This is a genomic window from Streptomyces sp. NPDC088387 (assembly GCF_044753385.1).
Taxonomy (GTDB): domain Bacteria; phylum Actinomycetota; class Actinomycetes; order Streptomycetales; family Streptomycetaceae; genus Streptomyces.
In genome coordinates, this window is the sequence record NZ_JBIVNC010000005.1 from 422,143 (window position 1) to 443,041 (window position 20,899).

The 20,899-nt window shown below is 73.1% G+C and carries 15 protein-coding genes; 12 read left to right on the forward strand and 3 right to left on the reverse strand.

The features are described from left to right. Window positions 1–24: 24 nt before the first annotated feature. The 7 genes from ACIQAC_RS16565 to meaB all read left to right on the forward strand — a co-directional run bounded on the left by ACIQAC_RS16565 (window position 25) and on the right by meaB (window position 7,937). Complete coding sequence (locus tag ACIQAC_RS16565; protein ID WP_402191469.1) at window positions 25–720, forward strand: energy-coupling factor ABC transporter permease; 696 nt, start codon at window positions 25–27, stop codon at window positions 718–720. Then, window positions 717–1,127 (forward strand): energy-coupling factor ABC transporter substrate-binding protein, encoded by a 411-nt coding sequence (locus ACIQAC_RS16570; RefSeq protein ID WP_402191471.1) that lies wholly within the window; start codon window positions 717–719, stop codon window positions 1,125–1,127. Before ACIQAC_RS16565 ends, ACIQAC_RS16570 begins: the two co-directional genes overlap by 4 nt. A 6-nt stretch (window positions 1,128–1,133) precedes the next feature. Next, entirely contained in the window at window positions 1,134–1,883 is a 750-nt protein-coding gene (cbiQ, locus tag ACIQAC_RS16575; RefSeq protein ID WP_402191474.1) for a cobalt ECF transporter T component CbiQ, read from the forward strand. Then, entirely contained in the window at window positions 1,880–2,728 is an 849-nt protein-coding gene (locus ACIQAC_RS16580; RefSeq protein ID WP_402191476.1) for an energy-coupling factor ABC transporter ATP-binding protein, read from the forward strand. The genes cbiQ and ACIQAC_RS16580 overlap by 4 nt, the downstream gene beginning before the upstream one ends. A gap of 252 nt (window positions 2,729–2,980) precedes the next feature. Next, complete coding sequence (locus ACIQAC_RS16585; protein ID WP_402191479.1) at window positions 2,981–4,783, forward strand: methylmalonyl-CoA mutase family protein; 1,803 nt, start codon at window positions 2,981–2,983, stop codon at window positions 4,781–4,783. After that, window positions 4,783–6,957: a methylmalonyl-CoA mutase gene (gene scpA, locus ACIQAC_RS16590; RefSeq protein ID WP_402191481.1), complete on the forward strand. Its 2,175-nt coding sequence runs from the start codon at window positions 4,783–4,785 to the stop codon at window positions 6,955–6,957. Before ACIQAC_RS16585 ends, scpA begins: the two co-directional genes overlap by 1 nt. Further along, window positions 6,954–7,937 carry a methylmalonyl Co-A mutase-associated GTPase MeaB gene (gene meaB / locus ACIQAC_RS16595; RefSeq protein ID WP_402191483.1) on the forward strand — a complete coding sequence of 328 codons (984 nt, stop codon included), beginning with the start codon at window positions 6,954–6,956 and terminating at the stop codon, window positions 7,935–7,937. Before scpA ends, meaB begins: the two co-directional genes overlap by 4 nt. A gap of 102 nt (window positions 7,938–8,039) precedes the next feature. Here the strand turns inward: meaB and ACIQAC_RS16600 are convergent, their stop codons facing one another. Then, a complete protein-coding gene (locus tag ACIQAC_RS16600; protein WP_402191485.1) occupies window positions 8,040–9,893 on the reverse strand; it encodes an FAD-binding dehydrogenase in 1,854 nt (617 codons plus the stop codon). A 302-nt stretch (window positions 9,894–10,195) separates the two neighbouring features. Between ACIQAC_RS16600 and ACIQAC_RS16605 the strand changes: the two genes are divergently transcribed. The 5 genes from ACIQAC_RS16605 (at window position 10,196) to ACIQAC_RS16625 (ending at window position 15,346) form a co-directional block, all read left to right on the forward strand. After that, complete coding sequence (locus ACIQAC_RS16605) at window positions 10,196–11,791, forward strand: ABC transporter substrate-binding protein (RefSeq protein ID WP_402191487.1); 1,596 nt, start codon at window positions 10,196–10,198, stop codon at window positions 11,789–11,791. A 20-nt stretch (window positions 11,792–11,811) separates the two neighbouring features. Continuing rightward, window positions 11,812–12,780 carry an ABC transporter permease gene (locus ACIQAC_RS16610; protein WP_402191769.1) on the forward strand — a complete coding sequence of 323 codons (969 nt, stop codon included), beginning with the start codon at window positions 11,812–11,814 and terminating at the stop codon, window positions 12,778–12,780. Next, window positions 12,770–13,675 carry an ABC transporter permease gene (locus ACIQAC_RS16615; RefSeq protein ID WP_402191490.1) on the forward strand — a complete coding sequence of 302 codons (906 nt, stop codon included), beginning with the start codon at window positions 12,770–12,772 and terminating at the stop codon, window positions 13,673–13,675. Before ACIQAC_RS16610 ends, ACIQAC_RS16615 begins: the two co-directional genes overlap by 11 nt. 101 nt (window positions 13,676–13,776) lie before the next feature. Next, window positions 13,777–14,691, forward strand: a complete 915-nt coding sequence (locus tag ACIQAC_RS16620) for an ABC transporter ATP-binding protein (RefSeq protein WP_402191771.1) — start codon at window positions 13,777–13,779, stop codon at window positions 14,689–14,691. After that, entirely contained in the window at window positions 14,684–15,346 is a 663-nt protein-coding gene (locus ACIQAC_RS16625) for an ABC transporter ATP-binding protein (protein WP_402191492.1), read from the forward strand. The genes ACIQAC_RS16620 and ACIQAC_RS16625 overlap by 8 nt, the downstream gene beginning before the upstream one ends. Before the next feature lie 23 nt (window positions 15,347–15,369). On the opposite strand, the gene ACIQAC_RS16630 is transcribed toward ACIQAC_RS16625, so the two are convergent. Together ACIQAC_RS16630 and ACIQAC_RS16635 are read right to left on the reverse strand one after the other, a co-directional pair. Further along, window positions 15,370–16,119, reverse strand: coding sequence for a hypothetical protein (locus ACIQAC_RS16630; RefSeq protein WP_402191495.1), 750 nt, complete (start codon window positions 16,117–16,119; stop codon window positions 15,370–15,372). A gap of 13 nt (window positions 16,120–16,132) precedes the next feature. Beyond that, window positions 16,133–20,899, reverse strand: coding sequence for a putative T7SS-secreted protein (locus ACIQAC_RS16635; protein WP_402191497.1), 4,767 nt, complete (start codon window positions 20,897–20,899; stop codon window positions 16,133–16,135).

Genomic DNA, 20,899 nt, shown 5'->3' on the forward strand with positions numbered 1-20,899 from the left:
GTGCTGGAGAGGGTCTGCTGAGCCATGCACATAGCCGAGGGTTTTCTGCCTCCGGCGCACGCGATCGCCTGGGGCGTAGCGTCGGCGCCGTTCGTCGTCCACGGAGTCCGTTCTCTCACCCGTGAGGTCAGGGAGCACCCGGAGAGCACTCTGCTCCTCGGAGCCTCGGGAGCCTTCACCTTCGTCCTGTCCGCGCTGAAGCTGCCGTCCGTCACCGGGAGTTGTTCCCACCCGACCGGCACCGGCCTCGGCGCGATCCTGTTCCGGCCCCCGATCATGGCGGTCCTGGGCACCATCACCCTGCTGTTCCAGGCGCTGCTGCTCGCCCACGGCGGTCTGACCACACTCGGTGCCAACGTCTTCTCGATGGCGATCGTCGGACCGTGGGCCGGGTACGCCGTCTACAAGGTGCTGCGGCGCTTCGACGTGCCGCTGATGCCCGCCGTGTTCTTCGGCGCGTTCGTCGCCGACCTCTCCACGTACTGCGTGACGAGTGTGCAGCTGGCGCTCGCCTTCCCCGACCCGGGCAGCGGGTTCCTGGGCGCGCTCGGCAAGTTCGGCTCCATCTTCGCCGTCACCCAGATCCCGCTCGCGGTCAGCGAGGGCCTGCTCACGGTGCTGGTGATGCGGCTGCTCGTGCAGTCCAGCAAGGGTGAGCTGACCCGGCTGGGGGTGCTGCTGACCAAGGGTGCGAAGCAGGAGGCGGTGGCGGCCCGATGAAGCGCAACACGAGGATCAACGCCCTGCTGCTGCTCGCGGTGGCCGCGCTCGCGGTGATTCCGCTGGTGTTCGGTCTCGGCGACCACAAGGAGGAGCCGTTCACGGGCGCCGACGCGGAGGCGGAGACGGCGATCACCGAGATCGACCCCGACTACGAGCCCTGGTTCTCGCCGCTGTACGAACCGCCGTCGGGGGAGATCGAGTCCGCGCTGTTCGCCCTTCAGGCGGCGCTCGGCGCGGGTGTGCTCGCCTACTACTTCGGCATCCGGCGCGGCCGGCGGCAGGGTGAGGAGCGGGCGCTGCGCGGCGCCGGACCGACCGGTGCCGGGACCCCCGGCGCCCGGACCCCGGCCGCCGGTGACGCGGAGCCGAGCGGGAGCGCAGCCGGTCCGGCCGGGCAGGTCTGAGCCGGCGTGCTGCCGATCGACGCGGCGGCGCACAGCAGCCGCTGGCGCCGCCGGCACCCCGTGGACAAGGCGGTGCTCGGGCTGGGGCTCACGGTGCTGGCGATCTCGCTGCCGCCGTGGCCGGGCGCGGCCCTGGTGCTGGTGACCGCGCTGGTGGTGCTGCTGGGTCCGGCCGGGGTGCCGGGCCGCAAGCTGTGGCGGGCCTACCGGGTGCCGCTGGGTTTCTGTGTCACCGGCGCGCTGCCGCTGCTCGTCCAGGTCGGCGGGGGCGGCGGATTCCTCGCGCTCGCCGACGACGGGCCGGTGCGCGCCGGTGAGCTGCTGCTGCGGACCTCGGCGGCCTCGCTGGGCGTGCTGCTGTTCGCGTTCACCACGCCGATGTCCGACCTGCTGCCCCGGCTGATCCGGGCGGGGGTGCCCGCGCCGGTGGTGGACGTGGCGCTGGTGACGTACCGGATGAGTTTTCTGCTGCTCGACTCGGTGCGGCGGATCCGGGACGCGCAGGCCGCGCGGCTCGGCCACACCACCCGGGCCGCCCAGTGGCGTTCGCTGGCCGGGCTCGGCGCCACCGCGTTCGTCCGGTCCTTCGACCGGGCGGCCCGCCTCCAGTCCGGGCTCGCCGGACGCGGCTACGACGGCACGCTGCGGGTCCTCGTCCCGGAGGCCCGTGTCTCGGTGCCCTTCACGGTCGTGAGCGTCGCGCTGCTGCTCGCGCTGGCCGCCCTGGCCCTCGTACTGGAAAGGCCGCTGTCATGAGCGAGCCCGTTCTCGTCGCCCTGCGGGGCGCGTCCTTCGCCTACGAGGACGGGCCCGCCGTGCTCACCGGGCTCGACTTCGAGGTCCGGGCGGGCCGGGCGCTGGCGCTGCTGGGCCGCAACGGCAGTGGCAAGACCACGCTGATGCGGCTGCTCAGCGGCGGACTGCGGCCGCACGCCGGGGAGTTGACGGTCGACGGGAAGAAGGTGTCGTACGACCGCAGGGGGCTGACGCGGCTGCGGACCAGCGTCCAGCTGGTGGTGCAGGACCCGGACGACCAGTTGTTCGCGGCGTCGGTCGGACAGGACGTGTCCTTCGGGCCGCTGAACCTCGGGCTCTCCGACGCCGAGGTGCGGGCCCGGGTCGACGAGGCGCTCGCCGCCCTCGACATCTCCGCCCTCGCCGAGCGGCCCACCCATCTGCTCTCCTACGGCCAGCGCAAACGGACCGCGATCGCCGGGGCCGTCGCCATGCGGCCCCGGGTGCTGATCCTCGACGAGCCGACCGCCGGGCTCGATCCGGACGGGCAGGAGCGGCTGCTCGCCACGCTGGACGGGCTGCGGGCGAGCGGCACGACCGTCGTCATGGCCACCCATGACGTGGACCTCGCGCTGCGCTGGGCGGACGACGCGGCCCTGCTCACCCCGTCCGGCGCGCACACGGGTCCGGTGGCGGAGCTGCTCGCGCGCACGGACCTGCTGGCGGGGGCCGGGCTGCGGCTGCCGTGGGGGGTGGCGGTGGCCGGGCTGCTGCGGGCGCGGGGGCTCCTGGCGGAGGGCGAGCGCGGGCCCCTGACGCCGGAGGAGCTGGCGGCGCTCACGCCGGTGGGCTCGACGGAGCCGTGACGGACGGTCCCGGAACGCGGTTCGGGGCGCGGGACCCCGGTCCGACCCCGGCATCCGTACGACGGTCCGGCGGCGGAGTGCCGGTGGCCGTACCGCCGGCCGGGGTGGCCGCGGCAACCCCGGTGGACCCCAGACAGCAGCCCCTCCCACCCCAGCCGCACCCCGAGAGGAGCACGTCACACCCCCTAGGAGAACAACGTCACAGTCGCGTCCTCTGCTGCTGTGTCGTCGATCTGACCTAGCATCCCCGGCATGACGGTCCTGCCTGACGACGGGCTCTCCCTGGCCGCCGAGTTCCCGGAAGCTACGCACGAGCAGTGGCAGCGCCTTGTCGAGGGTGTCCTGCGCAAGTCGGGCAAGGAAGTCTCGGGAGCCGCGGCGGAGGACGCCCTTTCCACCCAGCTGGAGGACGGGCTCACCACCCGCCCCCTCTACACGGCGCGCGACGCCGCGCCCGACCCCGGCCTGCCCGGGTTCGCCCCGTTCGTCCGCGGTGGCCGGGCCGAGGGCAGCACGACCGGCGGCTGGGGGGTGCGCCAGCGCCACGCGGCGGCCGACAACCGTGCCGTCCTGAGCGACCTGGAGAACGGCGTCACCGAGCTGTGGCTGGTCGTCGGCGACGCCGGCGTCCCGGTCTCCGCGCTCGGCGCGGTGCTCGACGGCGTCTACCTCGACCTCGCGCCGGTCGTCCTCGAAGCCGGCACCGAAGTGGCCGCCGCCGCGGACGAGTTGCTCCGCGTCGCCGAGGAGCAGGGCGTCGCGCCGCAGGCGCTGCGCGGCAACCTGGGCACCGACCCGCTCGGTCACGAGGCCCGCACCGGGCGGACGTACGACACCGGGCCGGTGGCCGCGCTCGCGAGGCGGTGCGCGGACGGTTACCCGGGGCTGCGCGCGCTGACCGTCGACGCGCTGCCGTACCACGAGGCGGGCGGCTCGGCCGGTCAGGAGCTGGGCGCCTCGCTCGCGACCGGCGTGGCGTATCTGCGGGAGCTGACCGCGGCGGGGCTGAGCGTCGAACAGGCCTGTGACCAGCTGGAGTTCCGCTACGCGGCGACCGCCGACCAGTTCCTGACCATCGCCAAGCTGCGCGCGGCCCGCCGGCTGTGGGCGCGGGTCGGCGAGGTGTGCGGCGCTTCCGGACGGCAGGTGCAGCACGCCGTGACCTCCACGGTGATGCTGACGCCCCGCGACCCGTGGGTGAACATGCTGCGGGCGACGGTGGCCACGCTGGCCGCCGGGGTGGGCGGCGCCGACGCGGTGACCGTGCTGCCGTTCGACCACGCGCTGGGCCTGCCGGACGCGTTCGCGCGCCGGATCGCCCGCAACACCTCCACGATCCTCGTCGAGGAGTCCCATCTGGCCCGGGTGATCGACCCGGCGGGCGGCTCCTGGTACGTGGAGCGGCTCACCGACGAACTGGCCCACGCGGGCTGGGAGTTCTTCCAGAACATCGAGCGGGCCGGCGGACAGGCGGCCGCCCTGCGGTCCGGCATGGTGCGCGAGCGGCTGGCCGAGACCTGGGCCGTGCGCTCGAAGAAGCTCGCCAAGCGCCGCGAACCCGTCACGGGCGTCAGCGAGTTCCCGAACCTCGCCGAGAAACCCGTGGTGCGCGAGCCCGCGCCCGAGCAGCCGTCCGGCGGTCTGCCCCGGGTGCGCCGCGACGAGGCGTTCGAGGCGCTGCGCGCCCGCTCCGACGCCCATCTCGCCGCGACCGGCGCCCGCCCCCGGATCCATCTGGCGGCGCTCGGCCCGGCCGCCGCGCACACGGCCCGGCTCACCTTCGCCGCGAACCTGTTCCAGGCGGGCGGCATCGAGCCCGTCACCGGGGGCGCCTTCGCCGACAGCGGGGCGCGCGAGGTCTGTCTGTGCTCCAGCGACACGCTGTACGAGGAGCAGGCCGAGTCCGTCGCCGCCGAACTGCGGGCCGCGGGCGCCGCGTATGTGTTCCTCGCGGGCCGCCCCGGGCAGTACTCGGGTGTCGACAGTTATGTCTTCGCCGGCTGTGACGCCGTCGCCGTGCTCACCGCCACCCTCGACCGCATGGGAGTGTCGTGATGACCGTCCCCGACTTCTCCGGGATCGACCTCGGCGTGCCGACCGCCGACGGCGGCCCCGACGAGTGGCGTACGGCGGTGAAGAAGGCCGGCGACGGCGACGACCTGCTCTGGGAGACCCCGGAGGGCATCGCGGTCAAGCCGCTCTACACCGGCCAGGACCTGGAGGGCCTGGACTTCCTCGGTACCTACCCGGGCATCGCCCCGTATCTGCGCGGCCCGTACCCGACGATGTACGTCAACCAGCCCTGGACGATCCGGCAGTACGCGGGGTTCTCCACCGCGGAGGAGTCCAACGCCTTCTACCGGCGCAACCTCGCCGCAGGCCAGAAGGGCCTGTCGGTCGCCTTCGACCTGCCCACGCACCGCGGCTACGACAGCGACCACCCGCGCGTGACCGGTGACGTCGGCATGGCGGGCGTGGCCATCGACTCGATCTACGACATGCGCCAGCTGTTCGACGGCATTCCGCTGGACAGGATGACCGTGTCGATGACGATGAACGGCGCGGTGCTGCCGGTGCTCGCGCTGTACATCGTCGCCGCCGAGGAACAGGGTGTGCCGCCGGAGAAGCTGGCCGGGACCATCCAGAACGACATCCTCAAGGAGTTCATGGTCCGCAACACGTACATCTATCCGCCGAAGCCGTCGATGCGGATCATCTCCGACATCTTCGCGTTCACCTCGCAGCGGATGCCCCGCTACAACTCGATCTCCATCTCCGGCTACCACATCCAGGAGGCGGGCGCGACGGCCGACCTGGAGCTCGCGTACACGCTGGCCGACGGGGTCGAGTACATCCGCGCGGGCCGTGAGGCGGGCCTGGACGTCGACGCGTTCGCGCCCCGGCTCTCCTTCTTCTGGGCGATCGGCATGAACTTCTTCATGGAGGTCGCCAAGCTGCGCGCGGCCCGGCTGCTGTGGGCGCGGCTGGTCAAGCAGTTCGACCCGCAGAACTCCAAGTCGCTTTCCCTGCGCACCCATTCGCAGACGTCGGGCTGGTCGCTGACCGCGCAGGACGTCTTCAACAACGTGACGCGCACCTGTGTGGAGGCGATGGCCGCCACCCAGGGGCACACGCAGTCGCTGCACACCAACGCGCTCGACGAGGCCCTCGCGCTGCCCACCGACTTCTCCGCGCGCATCGCCCGCAACACCCAGCTGCTGATCCAGCAGGAGTCGGGCACCACCCGGGTCATCGACCCGTGGGGCGGCAGCGCCTACGTCGAGAAGCTCACCTACGACCTGGCCCGCCGCACCTGGCAGCACATCCAGGAGGTCGAGCAGGCGGGCGGCATGGCGCAGGCGATCGACGCGGGCATCCCGAAGCTGCGCGTCGAGGAGGCCGCGGCCCGCACCCAGGCCCGGATCGACTCCGGCCGGCAGCCGGTGATCGGTGTGAACAAGTACCGGGTGGAGACGGACGAGCAGATCGACGTCCTCAAGGTCGACAACTCCTCCGTGCGCACCCAGCAGATCGAGAAGCTGCGGCGGCTGCGCGAGGAGCGCGACGACACGGTCTGCCGGGACGCGCTGGACGCGCTGACCCGTGCGGCCGGCGGCGAGGGCAACCTGCTGGAGCTGGCGGTGAACGCGGCCCGCGCGAAGGCCACCGTCGGTGAGATCTCCGACGCGCTGGAGAAGGTGTACGGACGGCACGCGAGCCAGATCCGTACGATTTCCGGTGTGTACCGCAACGAAGCCGGCGAGTCCCCGTCCGTCGACCGCACCCGCGCGCTCGTCGACTCCTTCGAGGAGGGCGAGGGCCGCCGTCCGCGCATCCTGGTCGCCAAGATGGGCCAGGACGGCCACGACCGCGGCCAGAAGGTGATCGCGACCGCGTTCGCCGACCTCGGTTTCGACGTCGACGTCGGCCCGCTGTTCCAGACGCCGGCCGAGGTGGCCCGGCAGGCGGTGGAGGCGGACGTGCACATCGTCGGTGTCTCGTCGCTGGCCGCGGGGCACCTCACGCTCGTGCCGGCGCTGCGGGAGGAGCTGGCCGCCGAGGGCCGCGAGGACATCATGATCGTGGTCGGCGGGGTGATCCCGCCGCAGGACGTGCCCACCCTCCTGGAGATGGGCGCCGCGGCCGTGTTCCCGCCGGGGACGGTGATCCCGGACGCGGCGTACGACCTGGTCAAGCGTCTGTCGGCCGACCTCGGGCACGAGCTGTGATCGACCTTGACACCTATGTGAAGGGCGTCCTCGACGGCAAGCGGGCGATCGTGGCCCGCGCGATCACCCTCGTCGAGTCCACCCGGCAGCAGCACCGGGCGCTGGCCCAGGAGTTGCTGACCGAGCTGCTGCCGCACAGCGGCCGGGCGCGGCGGATCGGCGTCAGCGGGGTGCCGGGGGTCGGCAAGTCGACGTTCATCGACGCGTTCGGCACCATGCTGACCGCGCTCGGGCACCGGGTGGCGGTCCTGGCGGTGGACCCGTCGTCGAGCCGTACGGGTGGTTCGATCCTCGGCGACAAGACCCGGATGGAGCGCCTCGCCGTCGACCCGGCGGCCTTCGTCCGCCCCTCCCCCACCGCCGGCACGCTCGGCGGGGTCGCCAAGGCCACCCGTGAGTCGATCGTGGTGATGGAGGCCGCCGGCTACGACGTGGTGCTGGTCGAGACGGTCGGTGTGGGCCAGTCGGAGACGGCCGTCGCCAACATGGTCGACACCTTCCTGCTGCTCACCCTCGCCCGTACCGGCGACCAGTTGCAGGGCATCAAGAAGGGTGTCCTGGAGCGGGCCGACGTGATCGCCGTCAACAAGGCGGACGGCCCGCACGAACGCGACGCCCGTGCCGCCGCGCGCGAACTGGCGGGCGCACTGCGGCTGATGCACGGCAAGGACCCCTTCTGGACGCCGCCGGTGCTCAGTTGCAGCGCGCGTGAGTCGGCCGGCCTCGACGTGGTCTGGGACCGGCTCGAACAGCACCGCACCCTGCTGGACTCCTCGGGACGGCTCGCCGCCAAGCGCCGGGACCAGCAGGTCGACTGGACGTGGACCATGGTCCGTGACGAACTGCTGGGCCGGCTGCACGCCGACCCGAAGGTCCGGGAGCTGGCACCCGAGCTGGAACGGGCGGTCAGGGCGGGCGAGTTGACGGCGACCCTGGCGGCGGAACGGATCCTGCGGGCGTTCGGCGGGGACCAGGACTGAGGGCCCCGCGGGTGAGGACGCGGCCGGCACCACCCGCCCCACCCCCACCCCCACCCGGCTCCTGCCTCTCACCGCCCCCCGCCCCCACCCTGCACTGACCTATTACCCGCCCGTCGCCTCCGCCGCCGCCCGGCCCGCCGCGCGCCCCGAGAACAGGCATCCGCCGAGGAACGTGCCCTCCAGGGACCGGTATCCGTGGACTCCGCCGCCCCCGAAGCCGGCGACCTCGCCCGCCGCGTACAGCCCGGCGACCGGCTGTCCGGAGGCGTCCAGGACCCGGCCGGAGAGATCCGTCTGGAGCCCGCCGAGCGTCTTGCGGGTGAGGATGTTGAGGCGTACGGCGATGAGCGGCCCGGCGGACGGGTCCAGGATCTTGTGCGCGGCCGCGGTCCGGCTCAGGGAGTCACCGGCGTAGGCGAGGGCGTTGCGGATGCCCATGACCTGGACGTCCTTGGTGTACGGGTTGTCGATCTCGCGGTCCCGGGCCTCGATCTGCCGCTTCAGCGAGTCCGCGTCGATGAGGCTGGTCCCGGTCAGCTTGTTCATCCCGGCGACCAGTTGAGGGAGGGTCTCGGCGACCACGAAGTCCTCGCCCTTGTTCTTGAACCGCTCGATCGGCTCGGGTGTCTGCCAGATCCGGGACAGCAGCTGGAGGACGTCCTTGTTGGTGAGGTCGGGGTTCTGCTCGGAGCCGGAGAGCGCGAACTCCTTGGCGATGATCTTCTGGGTGGTGACGAACCAGGAGTAGTCGTAGCCGGTGTCGGTGATCGACTTGAGGGTGTGCAGGGTGTCGTAGCCCGGGATGTCGGGGGTGCCGAAGCGTCTGCCGGTCGCGTCGAACCACATCGACGAGGGGCCGGGCAGGATGCGGATGCCGTGGCCGGGCCAGATCGGTTCGTAGTTCCTGAGGCCCTCGGTGTAGTGCCACATCCGGTCGGGGTTGACGATCCGGCCGCCGGCCTTCTCGGTGATGGCGAGCATCCGGCCGTCGACGTGCGCGGGCACACCGGTGATCATCGACTTGGGCGGGGTGCCGAGCCGGGCGGGCCAGTTGCGGCGGACGAGATCGTGGTCGGCGCCGATGCCGCCGGAGGTGACGATCACCACGGGCGCGGTCCGTTCGAAGTCGCCGACGACCGTACGGGAACTGGGCTTGCCGCGGGCCGCGTTGCTCGGTTCGAGGACGGCGCCGCGGACGCCGGTGACGGCACCGCCGCTGACGATCAGCTCGTCCACCCGGTGGCGGAACCCGAAGGTGACGCGGCCGGCCCGGACGGCGTCCCGGACCTTCTTCTCGAACGGCTCGATGACGGCGGGGCCGGTGCCCCAGGTGACATGGAAGCGCGGCACGGAGTTGCCGTGTCCGTCGGCGAGGCCGCCGCCCCGCTCGGCCCAGCCGACGATCGGGAACCAGCGCACCCCGAGCCCGTACAGCCAGGACCGCTTCTCGCCCGCCGCGAAGTCGACGTAGGCCTCGGCCCATTGGCGGGCCCAGTGGTCCTGGCCGGTGGGGTCGTCGACGCCCCGGTCGAATCCGGCGGTGCCGAGCCAGTCCTGCCAGGCCAGTTCGCGCGAGTCCTTGATGCCCATCAGCCGCTGCTCGGCGGAGTCGACGAGGAAGAGCCCGCCGAACGACCAGAACGCCTGGCCGCCCAGGTTCGACTCCGGCTCCTGGTCGAGCAGCAGCACCCGGCGTCCGGCGGCGGCGAGTTCGGCGGTGGCGACCAGTCCGGCGAGGCCACCGCCGACGACGATGGCGTCCGCGTCCGCGGATCCGCCGGCGGCCGCGAAGGCGGTGGGCGCCACGGCCTGGGAGAGGGCCACGCCGGCCAGCACTCCGCCGGCGACGGTGAGCGCGTGCCGACGGCTGAGCCCGGTGTCCCCGGTGTCCGCGGTGTCCCCGGAGGCGCCGGTGTCCGCGGCCGGGTTGCTCGGGCGAGGTGCGAGGTTCTCCATGGGCTGCCTTCCGGAGGGAAGCGGAAAGTGCGGAGACGTGAAGGCACCCTGCGGCGGAGGAGGCCGGAGCACCTCCCCGAGCAGGGTGTTACCGAAGGTAGCTCAGACATGTACATGCAGACCAGATGTGTGCACGCGCGAGGAGGAGTGGCCGGGGCGATACGCACCGCGGACCACCGGGCGAACGGGGGCCGAACAGGTCTGACCTGGGCCGACGCCCATATCCTTGACCATTGCATTGACCCGCCCTTACCTGCAATTAATATGCAACAGCACCATCAGGGCAAGAGAGCGGGAGATCCATGCCGAACCGACGGATACCAGCGGCCGCGGTCGCGGGAGCGCTACTGACCGGCGTGGCCGCCTGTTCGGCACCCGGGGACGGGACGGAGGGCGGCGCGGCGGCCGACTCCGTCGTCATCGGGGTGGCCTCCGAGCCCGACACCCTCAGCCCGCTGCTCGGCTATGGCAAGGACGGCAACTCGAAGGTCTTCGACGGACTGCTCGCCCTCGACGCCGACCTGAAGCTGCGCCCGGCGCTGGCGAAGGCGCTGCCCGAGATCTCGGCCGACGGCCTGACCTACACGTACGCGCTGCGCGACGGGGTGCGGTTCAGCGACGGCGAGGCGCTCACCGCCGACGACGTGGTGTTCACGTACGACACGATCCTCGACGCCAGGACGAACAACACGTACCGCAGCGAGCTCGACGCCATCAAGGACGTGGCGGCGGTGGGCGGTGACACGGTGGTCTTCACGCTGAAGTACCCCTACGCGCCCTTCGCCGGGCGGACCGTGCTGCCCGTGGTGCCGGAGCACATGGCCGGCGGGCAGGACCCCAACACCGGTGCCTTCAACACCGAGCCGGTCGGTACGGGACCGTACGTGCTGTCGTCCTGGAGCAAGGGCGAGAAGCTCACCTTCAAGGCGAACCCCGACTACTGGGGCGGCGCGCCGAAGGTGAAGACGGTCACCATGGCGATCATCGAGGACGACGACGTGCGCGCCACCCGGCTGCGCTCCGGCGACCTCGACGGCGCGGTCCTGCCGCCGAACCTGGCCGCGACCTTCGACGACGACAGCGCGCGCAAGCGCTACGACGCGAAGACGTACGACTTCCGGGCGGTCACCCTGCCCACGGCCGGCAAGGTCACCGGCGACACCGCGATCCGCCGGGCGCTGGACCTCGCCGTGGACCGCGAGGCCATGGTCAGGAGCATCCTGGACGGCGCCGGCACCCCCGCGTACGGGCCGCTGCCCGTCGGCGACAGCTGGTTCGCGCAGGGCATCGAGCGCGAGCGGGACCTCACCGAGGCCGGGCGGATCCTGGACGAGGCGGGCTGGAAGCCGGGCGCCGGGGGCGTGCGCGCCAAGGGCGGCCAGAAGGCGTCCTTCAGCCTGCTCTACCCGTCCGGCGACAAGGTCCGCCAGGACCACGCCCTCGCCTACGCCTCCGACGCCAAGAAGGCCGGCATCGAGGTCAAGGTGGAGAGCGCGAGCTGGGAGGTCATCGAGCCGCGGATGAAGGACACCGCGGTCCTGGCCGGTTTCGGCAGTACCGGCGACCCCGACTTCGGTCTCTACACCCTGCTCCACTCGTCCCTCGCCGGCGACGGCTTCAACAACATGGCCCGCTACGACAACCCGGTCGTCGACGAGGCGCTCGACACCGCCCGCGAGAGCCGGGACCCGGAGACCCGCGAGGGCGCGTACGACACCCTCCAGCGCGAGCTGGTGAAGAACCCGGGGTACACCTTCCTCACCCACATCGACCACGTGTACGTCCTCGCCGACCGCTGGGACGGACTGACCACACAGGTCGAGCCGCACGAGCACGGCTTCTCCAGCGGCCCGTGGTGGAACCTCGAGACCTGGCAGCCGAAGCAGTCGGAGAAGTGAGGCCGCTGCCCTGGGGGGCGATGGCCCGGCTGGCCGGGCGGCGGCTGCTGTTCGCCGCCCCCGTCCTGCTGGTCGTCACCTTCGGCGTCTTCGCCGTGGCCGCCGCCTCCCCCTTCGACCCCGTGCGGGCCTACGCCGGGACCGCCGCACTCGGCGCGGACGCGGAGACCCTGGACCGGCTGCGGGAGAACCTCGGTGTCGACCGGCCGTTCGTCACCCGCTGGTGGGACTGGCTCACCTCCGCCCTCGGCGGCGACTTCGGCCAGTCCAGCGTGATGCGGCAGCCGGTCGCCCAGGTCATCGGCGAACGCCTCGTGTGGTCCACCCTGTTGTGCACGGTCGCCTTCCTGGTGGCCGTGCTGGCCGGCACGGCACTGGGTGTGCTGGCGGCCCGCCGCCCCGGCTCGTTCGTCGACCGGACCGTCACCTCCCTCGCCTACTCACTGGAGGCGGCCCCCGTCTTCTGGGTCGCGCTCCTCGCGGTCTGGCTCTTCGCCCTCCAGCTGGACGTGCTCCCGGCCGGCGGCCTCACCGACACGGCCAGCGAGCAGGTCACCGCGGGCCAGGTGGCAAGCCACATCGTGCTGCCCGCCGGGGTGCTCGCGATCTCCCAGCTCCCCTGGTTCGCGCTCTACGTCCGCCAGGGCGTCGGCGACGCGCTCGCCGAGGACCCCGTCCGGGGCGCCCGCGCCCGGGGGCTGAGCGAGCGCACGGTGCTGCTCGGGCACGCCCTGCGCTCCGGGCTGCTGCCGGTGCTCACCCTGGTCGGTTCCCGGGTGCCCGAACTCATCACCGGCGCCCTGCTGGTGGAGACCGTCTTCAGCTGGCCCGGTATCGCCGCCGCCACCGTGGAGGCGGCCACCGCCGTCGACTTCCCGCTGCTCGCCGCGCTCACCACCCTGGCCACGGCTGCCGTGCTCCTCGGCAACCTGCTCGCGGACGTGCTCTACGGCCTCTTCGATCCGAGGGTGAAGTTCAGTGACATGTGAACCGGCGGCAAAGGCCGCCGAACCGCGGGGCGGACCGGCGGTCTGGCGCTCGTACGGCACCGACCGGCGCTCCACCCGGACGGTACGGGTGCGGGTCTCGGCCGCCGTGGTCATCGCGACGGTCCTGGCGGTCCTGCTCGTGCCGCCGCTGGTGCAGCTCGACGAGCAGGCGGTCGACCTGGCCGCGAAGCTGCTGCCGCCGAGCTGGTCGCACCCCTTCGGCACCGACGACGTGGGCCGCGATCTGCTTGTGCGCTGCGTCTACGGCCTTCGGGTCTCGCTGCTGGTCGGGGTGGCCGCGGCGCTGACGGCGACCGTGATCGGCACGGCCGTCGGCGCGACCGCGGGCGCGCTTGGCGGCTGGGTCGACCGGGGTGTCATGCGGGTCGTCGACACCATCGCCTCGGTGCCGCATCTGCTGCTCGGCATCTTCATCGTGGCCATGTTCCGGCCCGGAGTGTGGCCCGTGGTGATCTCGGTGGCGCTCACCCACTGGCTGTCGACGGCCCGGATCGTGCGCGCGGAGGTCCTCTCCCTGCGCTCGCGGCCGTACATCGACGCCGCGGTGTCCGGGGGCGCGTCACGGTGGCGGGTGACGGTCCGGCATCTGCTGCCCGCGGTGCTGCCGCAGGCCGCACTGGCCGCCGTACTGATGGTGCCGCACGCCATGTGGCACGAGTCGGCGCTGTCCTTCCTCGGCCTGGGGCTGCCCACGCACACGGCCAGCCTGGGCACGCTCGTGCAGGGCGCCCGCAGTTCGCTGCTGGCCGGGCAGTGGTGGCCGACGCTCTTCCCGGGCCTGTTCATCATCGTCCCCACCCTCGCCATCGCCGGGCTCGCCGGGGCGTGGCGGGAGCGGATCAATCCGCGCCGCCGATCGGAGCTGATGCTGTGAGCGAGACCGAGGTCGAGGTCGAGGTGGCGGCCGACGCCGGTGCCGGGGTGGAGCGGCGGGAGCCGGTGCTCTCCGTGCGGGGGCTGTCGGTGCGGTTCCTGATGCCGGGCGGCGGCCGGATCGCGGCCGTCACCGACGCGCACTTCGAGGTGGCGGCCGGCGAGTGCCTGGCGCTGGTCGGCGAGAGCGGCTGCGGCAAGTCGGTGCTCGCGTCGGCGCTGCTGGGCCTGTTGCCGGCCAACGCGCAGTCGCGGGGCGAGGCCAGGCTCGGCGCGCTGGATCTGCTCGCCGCCGACGAACGCACGCTGGCCCGCACGGTACGCGGCCGCATGGTCGGGCTGATCCCGCAGAGCCCGGCGGCCCATCTGACGCCCGTGCGCACGGTCCGCTCCCACATGGCGGAGACGGTCACGGCACTCACCGGGGTCCGCGGGCGGAAGGCCGTACGGGAAGCGGCCGACCGGGCGGCGGAGCGTGCCGCGTTCCCCGCGGACCATCTGGACCGCCATCCGCACGAGCTCTCCGGCGGTCTCGCCCAGCGGGCCGCCACCGCGCTCGCCCTCGTCGGTGACGCGCCGCTGCTGCTGGCCGACGAACCGACCACCGGGCTCGACCGCGACCTCGTCGACCACACGGTCGACGAGCTGCGCCGCCACGTCGACGGCGGCGCCGGACGCGCGCTGCTGGTCATCACCCACGACCTGGCCGCGGCCGAGCGCGTCGCCGACCGGGTCGCGGTGATGTACGCGGGCCGGATCGTCGAACTCGCCGACGCCGACGCCTTCTTCGGCATGCCGGGCCCCCGACACCCGTACAGCCGGGGCCTGCTCCAGGCGCTCCCCGACCGCGGCTTCACCCCGGTCCCGGGTATGCCGCCCGAGCTCGGCGACCTGCCCGACGGCTGTGCCTTCGCCGGCCGCTGCGAGCGCGCCACGGACGTCTGCGCGGCCCTTCCGCCGGTGACCGACGGCACGGCCTGCCACCACCCGTACGTACCGGAGGACCTCCGTGCTTGAGCTTCGCGCCATCACCGCCGGATACGGTGGCCCGGCCCCGGTCGTGCGGAACGCCTCGCTGACCGTGGAACCCGGCCGCGCGCTGGGTCTGCTGGGCCCGAGCGGCTGCGGCAAGTCGACGCTGGCCCGGGTCGCCGCGCTGCTGCACCGCCCGGACGCCGGCACGGTGATCGTGGACGGCGACCCCGTGACCCGCTGGCGGCACAGCGCCCCGCGGTCCCGGCGGACCGCGTTCGGGGTGGTGTTCCAGCAGCCCCGTATGTCGGCGGACCCGCGGCTGCGGCTGACGGACCTGATCGCCGAGCCGCTGCGGGCGACGGGCCGCCGCGACGAGACGTCCGCGCGGATCGCCGAGCTGGTGCCGACGGTGGGGCTCACCCCTGATCTGCTGAACCGGCGCCCGCACGAGGTCAGTGACGGGCAGCTGCAACGCGCCTGTCTGGCCCGCGCGCTGGTGCTGCGCCCCCGCTGGCTGATCTGCGACGAGATGACGGCGATGCTGGACGCGTCCACGACGGCCGCGCTGGTCGCCGCCGTCGAGGACTACCGGGCCGCGACGGGCGCGGGTCTGCTGGCCGTGGGTCACGACCAGGTGCTCCTGGACCGCTGGTGCGACGAGACGGTCCACTGGACGGACGTCGCGCCGGCCCGCTGACCACCCGCCGGCCGTGAAGCCGGTCAGTCCCCGTAGTCCTCGACCAGGGTGGCGATGAGGGCGAGCAGCGCGTCGGCGCGGCGGCGGTCCTCGCGCCGGGCGGTCAGGGCCCGGTGGGTCTCCCGGAGCCGGGCCAGGGCGGCGGGCTCCTCGTCCTGCACCTCGTCGAGCAGCGGGTAGGTGATCAGGTCCAGGCAGGCGCCGAGCAGTTCGCGGGTGGCCGGTGCGGGCGGGGCGGGATCGGGGTCGGCGTAGCCGCTCGTCAGATGGCGCGCGGGGTCGGTGAGGCTCCAGCCGACGACGGTGTGGTGCTGGATCAGGAGCGCCAGGTCCGGGGCGAGGCCGAGGCGGGCCTGGAGGGGTTCGTCGAGGACGCCGGGGTCGCGCAGGGCGGTCAGTTCGGTGTCGCCGGGCGCGCGGCACAGCACCGACGTCACCTCCAGGCGGCAGTCGCGCTCCTCGTCGGCGCGCAGCCCGCCCGGCAGCACGGGCGGCTTGGCGGGAAGGCGGGCGCAGTCCCCGGCGGCGCCGGTCTCGGTGGGCAGCCGGAACTCGGCGCCGGTCAGCTCCCGGCTCCCCCGGGCGAAGCCGAGGGTGTCCGCGGTGTCCCACAGCCACTCCTGGCTGCCGAAGGTGTCCGCGAGGAACCGCACCCGCTCCTTCGTGTCCGTGTAGGGCGCGACGGTGACGGCGGTGCCCGTGAAGCGGGGGGCGAAGGGCAGCGGGGTGTCCGTCACACTCGCGTGCCAGTCGTCGCCGAGGGTCAGTCTCATCGTGGGTGCCGCCTCATTTGATCTGTACGGCCTTGGGCATGGTGCCGTCCTTGCTCGGGATCTTTCCGTCCAGGATGTCCTGGTGGGTGATCGGCGCACCGGGGTCGGTCGCCTTGCCGCCGAGCGCCTCGGCCCCGGACCCGCCCTTGATGCCGGAGGGTCCGTACGCCGTGATGGCCTGGCCGGCCTCGGAGCCGGGGCCGTGGGTCACGACGACGTCGTCGCCCTGCCGGAAGATGAGCTTTCCGGCCGTTCCCGTCGACTGGTACACCGCGTCCGGCTCCTTGAGGATCTCCAGGACCCGTTCGTCGGTGAAGCCGTGCATCTCGTCGCCGTGGTACTTGGGGTGTTTGCGGAACGTGCCGTCGCCCGCCCGTTCGATGACGCCGTCGGCCGCCTTGACGGCCCGCTGCCGGGCCTTCTCCTCCTTGGTGTAGCCGGGCATCAGGCCCAGCGGGTCGCACCCCGTGAGCGGGTTGCCGACATAGCCGAGGGGGTTGGGCGCGGGAGCGAGCCCCAGCGGGTCCGGGGAGGTGTAGCGGCCGGTCTCGGGGTCGTAGTGGCGGAAGCAGTTGTAGTGCAGGCCGGTCTCGGGGTCGTAGTACTGGCCGGGGAACCTGAGCGGCGTGTAGGCGGTGTTGTCCCTGGCCCAGGCGGTGGTGCCCCAGAGGGTGCTGCGGGTGTGCCAGGCGATCTCGCCGGACTCGCCGATCAGTTCGGTCGGGGTGCCGACCAGGTCGGTGGCGATGGCGAAGAAGCGCCGGTCGATCTCCTCCTGGCGGCTGTCGGCGGTCAGGATCCGCTCAGTCTGGGCCAGCGGGACGACATCGCGGTGGTCCCAGGTGAGCGCGACCGTGTGCGGGGCGCCGGGCCGGCGGCTGGTCTCCTCGCACAGGGTGAGGCCGTCCCAGGTGAACCGGACCTCCTCGGCCACGCTCGCACCGTCGGCCGCGAGCCGCTGCTTCGCGGTGCGCCGGCCGAGCGGGTCGTACTGGTAGCGCCAGCGGGTCCCGTCGGGGGTGGTGACGGCGGTGAGGCGGTTCTCGGTGTCCCACTCGTAGCGCCAGGTGTCGGGTTTGCGGGACAGGCGGGTGCGTTGGCGCAGGGTGACCCGGCCGAGGGCGTCGTGCTCGAAGCGGACGGCTCCGGCGCGGGTGAGGGTGGTGCCGCGGTAGCTGCGCGGGCCGGTGGCGGCGCTGCCCGGGTGCCGGTCCGGCCAGGACGCCGAGGCCTGGTTGCCGGCGTCGTCGTACGCGTACCGCTCGGTCCAGTCCTTGGCGTGCACGGCGGTGACCCGGCCCATGCCGTCCAGGTCGAAGGTGCGGGTGCCGGAGAGCGCGTCCGCGACGGAGAGCAGCTGTCCGTCGGCGCGGTAGGCGTAGGCGCGGCTGTTGACGGCCCGGTCGCCCGCGGTGACGTGCTGGGCGGCGAGCCGGCCGGCCGCGTCCCAGGCGGAGTTGACGGTGACCGTGTCGCCGAAGGCGCGGACCAGTTCGCGGCCGGCGTCGTCGTGGGTGAAGTCGACCTGCCGGCCGCCGGTGGTGAGCCGGGCGGGCAGACCGGCGTCGTCGTAGGCGTAGGCGGTGACGTGGCCGGTGGGGGTGGTCCGGCGGACGCGGCGCCCGAGGTCGTCGTAGGAGTACAGGAGCGGGCGGCCGTCGACGAGTTCGGTCTTGACCAGTCCGCGGCGGTCGTACTGGTAGCGCAGTTCGCTGTCCGCGGCCACCGCCTCCAGGAGGCGGCCCGCCGGATCGTAGGCGTACGTCGTCACCCGGCCGTCGACGTTCTTGCGGAGGACCTGGCCGAGAGGGTCGCGGGTGAAGGAGATGGTCCCGCCGAGGGCGTCGGTGCGCTCGGCGAGCCGGCCCGCGGCGTCCACCCGGTAGGTGAGGGTGCGTCCGTCGAAGTCGGTCTCGGAGACGATGTTGCCGACCGCGTCGTACGTGTAACTCCAGCTCAGGCCCTGCGGGTTGGTGACCCTGGTGAGGCGCAGGTCGTGGTCGTGCTCGAACTCGTGGCGGCCGCCGTCGGGCCGGGTGACCGCGAGCGGCAGGTCGAAGTGGGTGTACTCGTAGGCCGTGGTGCCGCCCGCCGCGTCGGTGTGGGTCAGGCAGTTGCCCTCGCCGTCGTACGTCCAGGACTCGACGGAGCCGCCCGGGTGGGTGCGGCGGACCGGCTGTCCGTCCGCGCCCCATTCGACGAGGGTGACGCCGCCCGTCGGGTCGGTGACCCGCACCGGGCGGCCGAGCCCGTCCCGCTCGGTGCGGCTGACGGCCCCGGACGGGCCCGTCACCGCCACGACCCGCCCCGCCGCGTCGCACACCACCCGGGTCGTACCGCCCCGGGGCCCGGTCACGGAGGTGAGCCGGCCGTGGCCGTCGTAGGAGGTACGGGTGGTGTGTCCGGCCGGGTCGGTGAGCGCGGTCCGGTTGCCGCGTTCGTCGTACGTGTACGTGGTGCGGGCGCCGTCCGGTCCCACGATCTCCACCGGCAGCCCGAACGGGCCCCGGACCAGGCGTACTTCGGAGCCGTCGGGGCGGACGGCCGAGACCAGCCGGCCCTCGTCGTCGTAGCGGAAGGCGGTGGTGGCGCCGAGCGGGTCGGTGCGCGAGAGCAGGTTGCCGCTCGGGTCGTGCTGGAAGCGGGTGGTGTGGCCGAGCGCGTCCGTGGTGGCCAGGATCCGGCAGCCGGGGCCGATCAGATGCCGGGTGGCCCGGCCGTCGGCGGTGGTCAGGACGGTCGTCCGGTGGCCGGTCCCGGCGTCCGGCGCGGTGTAGGTGAGGGTGATCTGGACGTGTCCGGCCTCGCCGCCCTCGGCGACGACCCGGTCCTCGTCGTCGTAGGTGTAGTCGTAGCGGCGGCCGTTGGAGTCGGTCCAGGCGACGACCCGGTGGCGGTCGTCGTAGTGGAAGGTGGTGGCGGCGCCGGACGGCCGGGTGACGGTGGTGAGGTCGCCGTCCGCGTAGCCGTAGCCCATGAGCGGCTGGTCGGTGCCGTCCGGTCCGGCGCCGGCGAGGTGCAGTGCGGTGATCCGGCCGTCCGCGCTGGTCAGCTTCAGCCGGTGGCCCCCGGAGTGCACTAGGGCCAGCGGCAGTCCGTCGTCGGCGCGGTCGACGGTGACGGTGTGGCCGTTGCGGTCACCGGTGCCGGACAGCCAGGCGGTGCCGTCGCCGCCGGGGTCGGTGTGGGCCGGGGCGGTGAAGTGCCGGAAGACGCCCGAGTCGGGGTCGGTGAGGGTGTAGTGGCCGTCCTCGTCGCGGGCCAGCAGGGTGCGGGGGCCGGCCGACCAGGGGCGGGTGGGGGCGCCGGGGACGGGGTGCGGGTAGGTGACGAGGAGGCCGTCGGCGGTGCTGTGGACAACACCGACGGCGTCGATCTCCAGCCGCTCGTCGACCGTCGACGTCCACGCGGGCCCCAGGAAACGGCCGGTCGCGAGACCCGACTCGGTGCGGCGGGTGAACAGCAGCGGCAGGATGCCGGGGATCTCCACGTCGGTCTGCGGCAGGAACATCCGGCCCGTGGCGAGGTCCACCGGGTCGGAGCCGTCGGAGGTGCGCTGTCCGTCCCCGCGCCCGTGCGTCCCCTCCGGGGTGTCGTCGAGCAGCCGGCGCGTCCGCGCCAGGTCGGCCGCCTCCTCCGCGAGCTTCGCCCCGCGCGCGGCGGCGCCTCCGCCACCGGTGGCGAGGGTCAGGGCCACGTCCGGGATCAGCCGTCCGAACCCCTCGGAGGGGTCCTTCATGAAGTTGCTGATCATCTGGCTGCCGGTGCCGACCGGGTCGTTGGCGGCCACCACCAGGCCCGCGGCCAGGCTGTTGAGGGAGGTCGCGTACTCGGCGGGGTGCGTGATGTTGTACGGATCCATCGGGTTGACGGCGCGGACGAAGTTCACGATGCCGGCCGTGCCCTTGATGATGCCGCCGCCCACGTGGTCGCCCATGAGCTGGAGTTCACCGGCGCCGTCGCGCAACTGCTCGGCGTAGGACGGCTTCTCGGGGGCCATGTCACGGGCGGCGCGGATTGCGGAGCGGGCGGTCTCGGCGGCCGCGTTGCGCTGGGTGCGGGCGTCGGCGAGGAGGTCCTGCGCCTCCTTCATCAGCCGCTTGCCGGGGTCGTCGAAGGTGGCGGCCGGGCGGGGCGGCAGGGAGGCCGGGTCGCGCTTGTCGGCGGGCTGGGCGTTGTAGCGGTCGACGGCGCCGTTGTAGTCGTCGATCTTCTTGCGGTGGGCGTCGGCGGCTTCCTCGGACGCCTTGACGCCCTGCTTCCACTTGTCGATCGCCGTCTGCGCCTGTCCCTGCGCCCAGGTGACGGTGTCGGCGAACGACTCCAGGGCGCCGACCGCCTTCTCGCCGGCGTCGGCGGCCTTGTACCACTTGGGCGGCTGGGTGCTCACCGCGGTGCGCAGCGCCTCGGCGGCCTCGCCCTTGAGGCGGGAGGAGTCGAGGCCCTTGAGTCCGTCGCCGGTGCCGTCGAAGGCCGTCTGGAAGGCTTTGAGTTTGCCGGCGGTCGCGGTGATCTTCCCGGGGCTGCCGTAGATCAGCTTGGTCTTGTCCTCGGTCTGGCCGAGGTCCAGCTCGTCGACCTCCGCGCCCATCCGGTTGGCGACCGAACGGGACTGCTCGCGCACCCAGTCGGCGCCGGACTCCCATCCGACGTCCTGGAGCCGGTCGGCGGTCCAGTTGCCCGCGTCCTCGACACGGTTGCCCGCCCACTCGACACCGTCCTCGACCGCGTTCTCGACCGCGTCGGGCGTGATGTCGCTGATGAAGTCGCCGAATCCCAC

Coding starts and splice junctions, on each gene's coding strand:
- ACIQAC_RS16620 (WP_402191771.1), top strand. CDS start 13,777: ATGCCGGGCGGCGGCCGGATCGCGGCCGTCACCGACGCGCACTTCGAG.
- ACIQAC_RS16605 (WP_402191487.1), top strand. CDS start 10,196: ATGCCGAACCGACGGATACCAGCGGCCGCGGTCGCGGGAGCGCTACTG.
- ACIQAC_RS16600 (WP_402191485.1), bottom strand. CDS start 9,893: ATGGAGAACCTCGCACCTCGCCCGAGCAACCCGGCCGCGGACACCGGC.
- ACIQAC_RS16565 (WP_402191469.1), top strand. CDS start 25: ATGCACATAGCCGAGGGTTTTCTGCCTCCGGCGCACGCGATCGCCTGG.
- scpA (WP_402191481.1), top strand. CDS start 4,783: ATGACCGTCCCCGACTTCTCCGGGATCGACCTCGGCGTGCCGACCGCC.
- ACIQAC_RS16580 (WP_402191476.1), top strand. CDS start 1,880: ATGAGCGAGCCCGTTCTCGTCGCCCTGCGGGGCGCGTCCTTCGCCTAC.
- ACIQAC_RS16610 (WP_402191769.1), top strand. CDS start 11,812: ATGGCCCGGCTGGCCGGGCGGCGGCTGCTGTTCGCCGCCCCCGTCCTG.
- ACIQAC_RS16585 (WP_402191479.1), top strand. CDS start 2,981: ATGACGGTCCTGCCTGACGACGGGCTCTCCCTGGCCGCCGAGTTCCCG.
- ACIQAC_RS16630 (WP_402191495.1), bottom strand. CDS start 16,119: ATGAGACTGACCCTCGGCGACGACTGGCACGCGAGTGTGACGGACACC.
- ACIQAC_RS16570 (WP_402191471.1), top strand. CDS start 717: ATGAAGCGCAACACGAGGATCAACGCCCTGCTGCTGCTCGCGGTGGCC.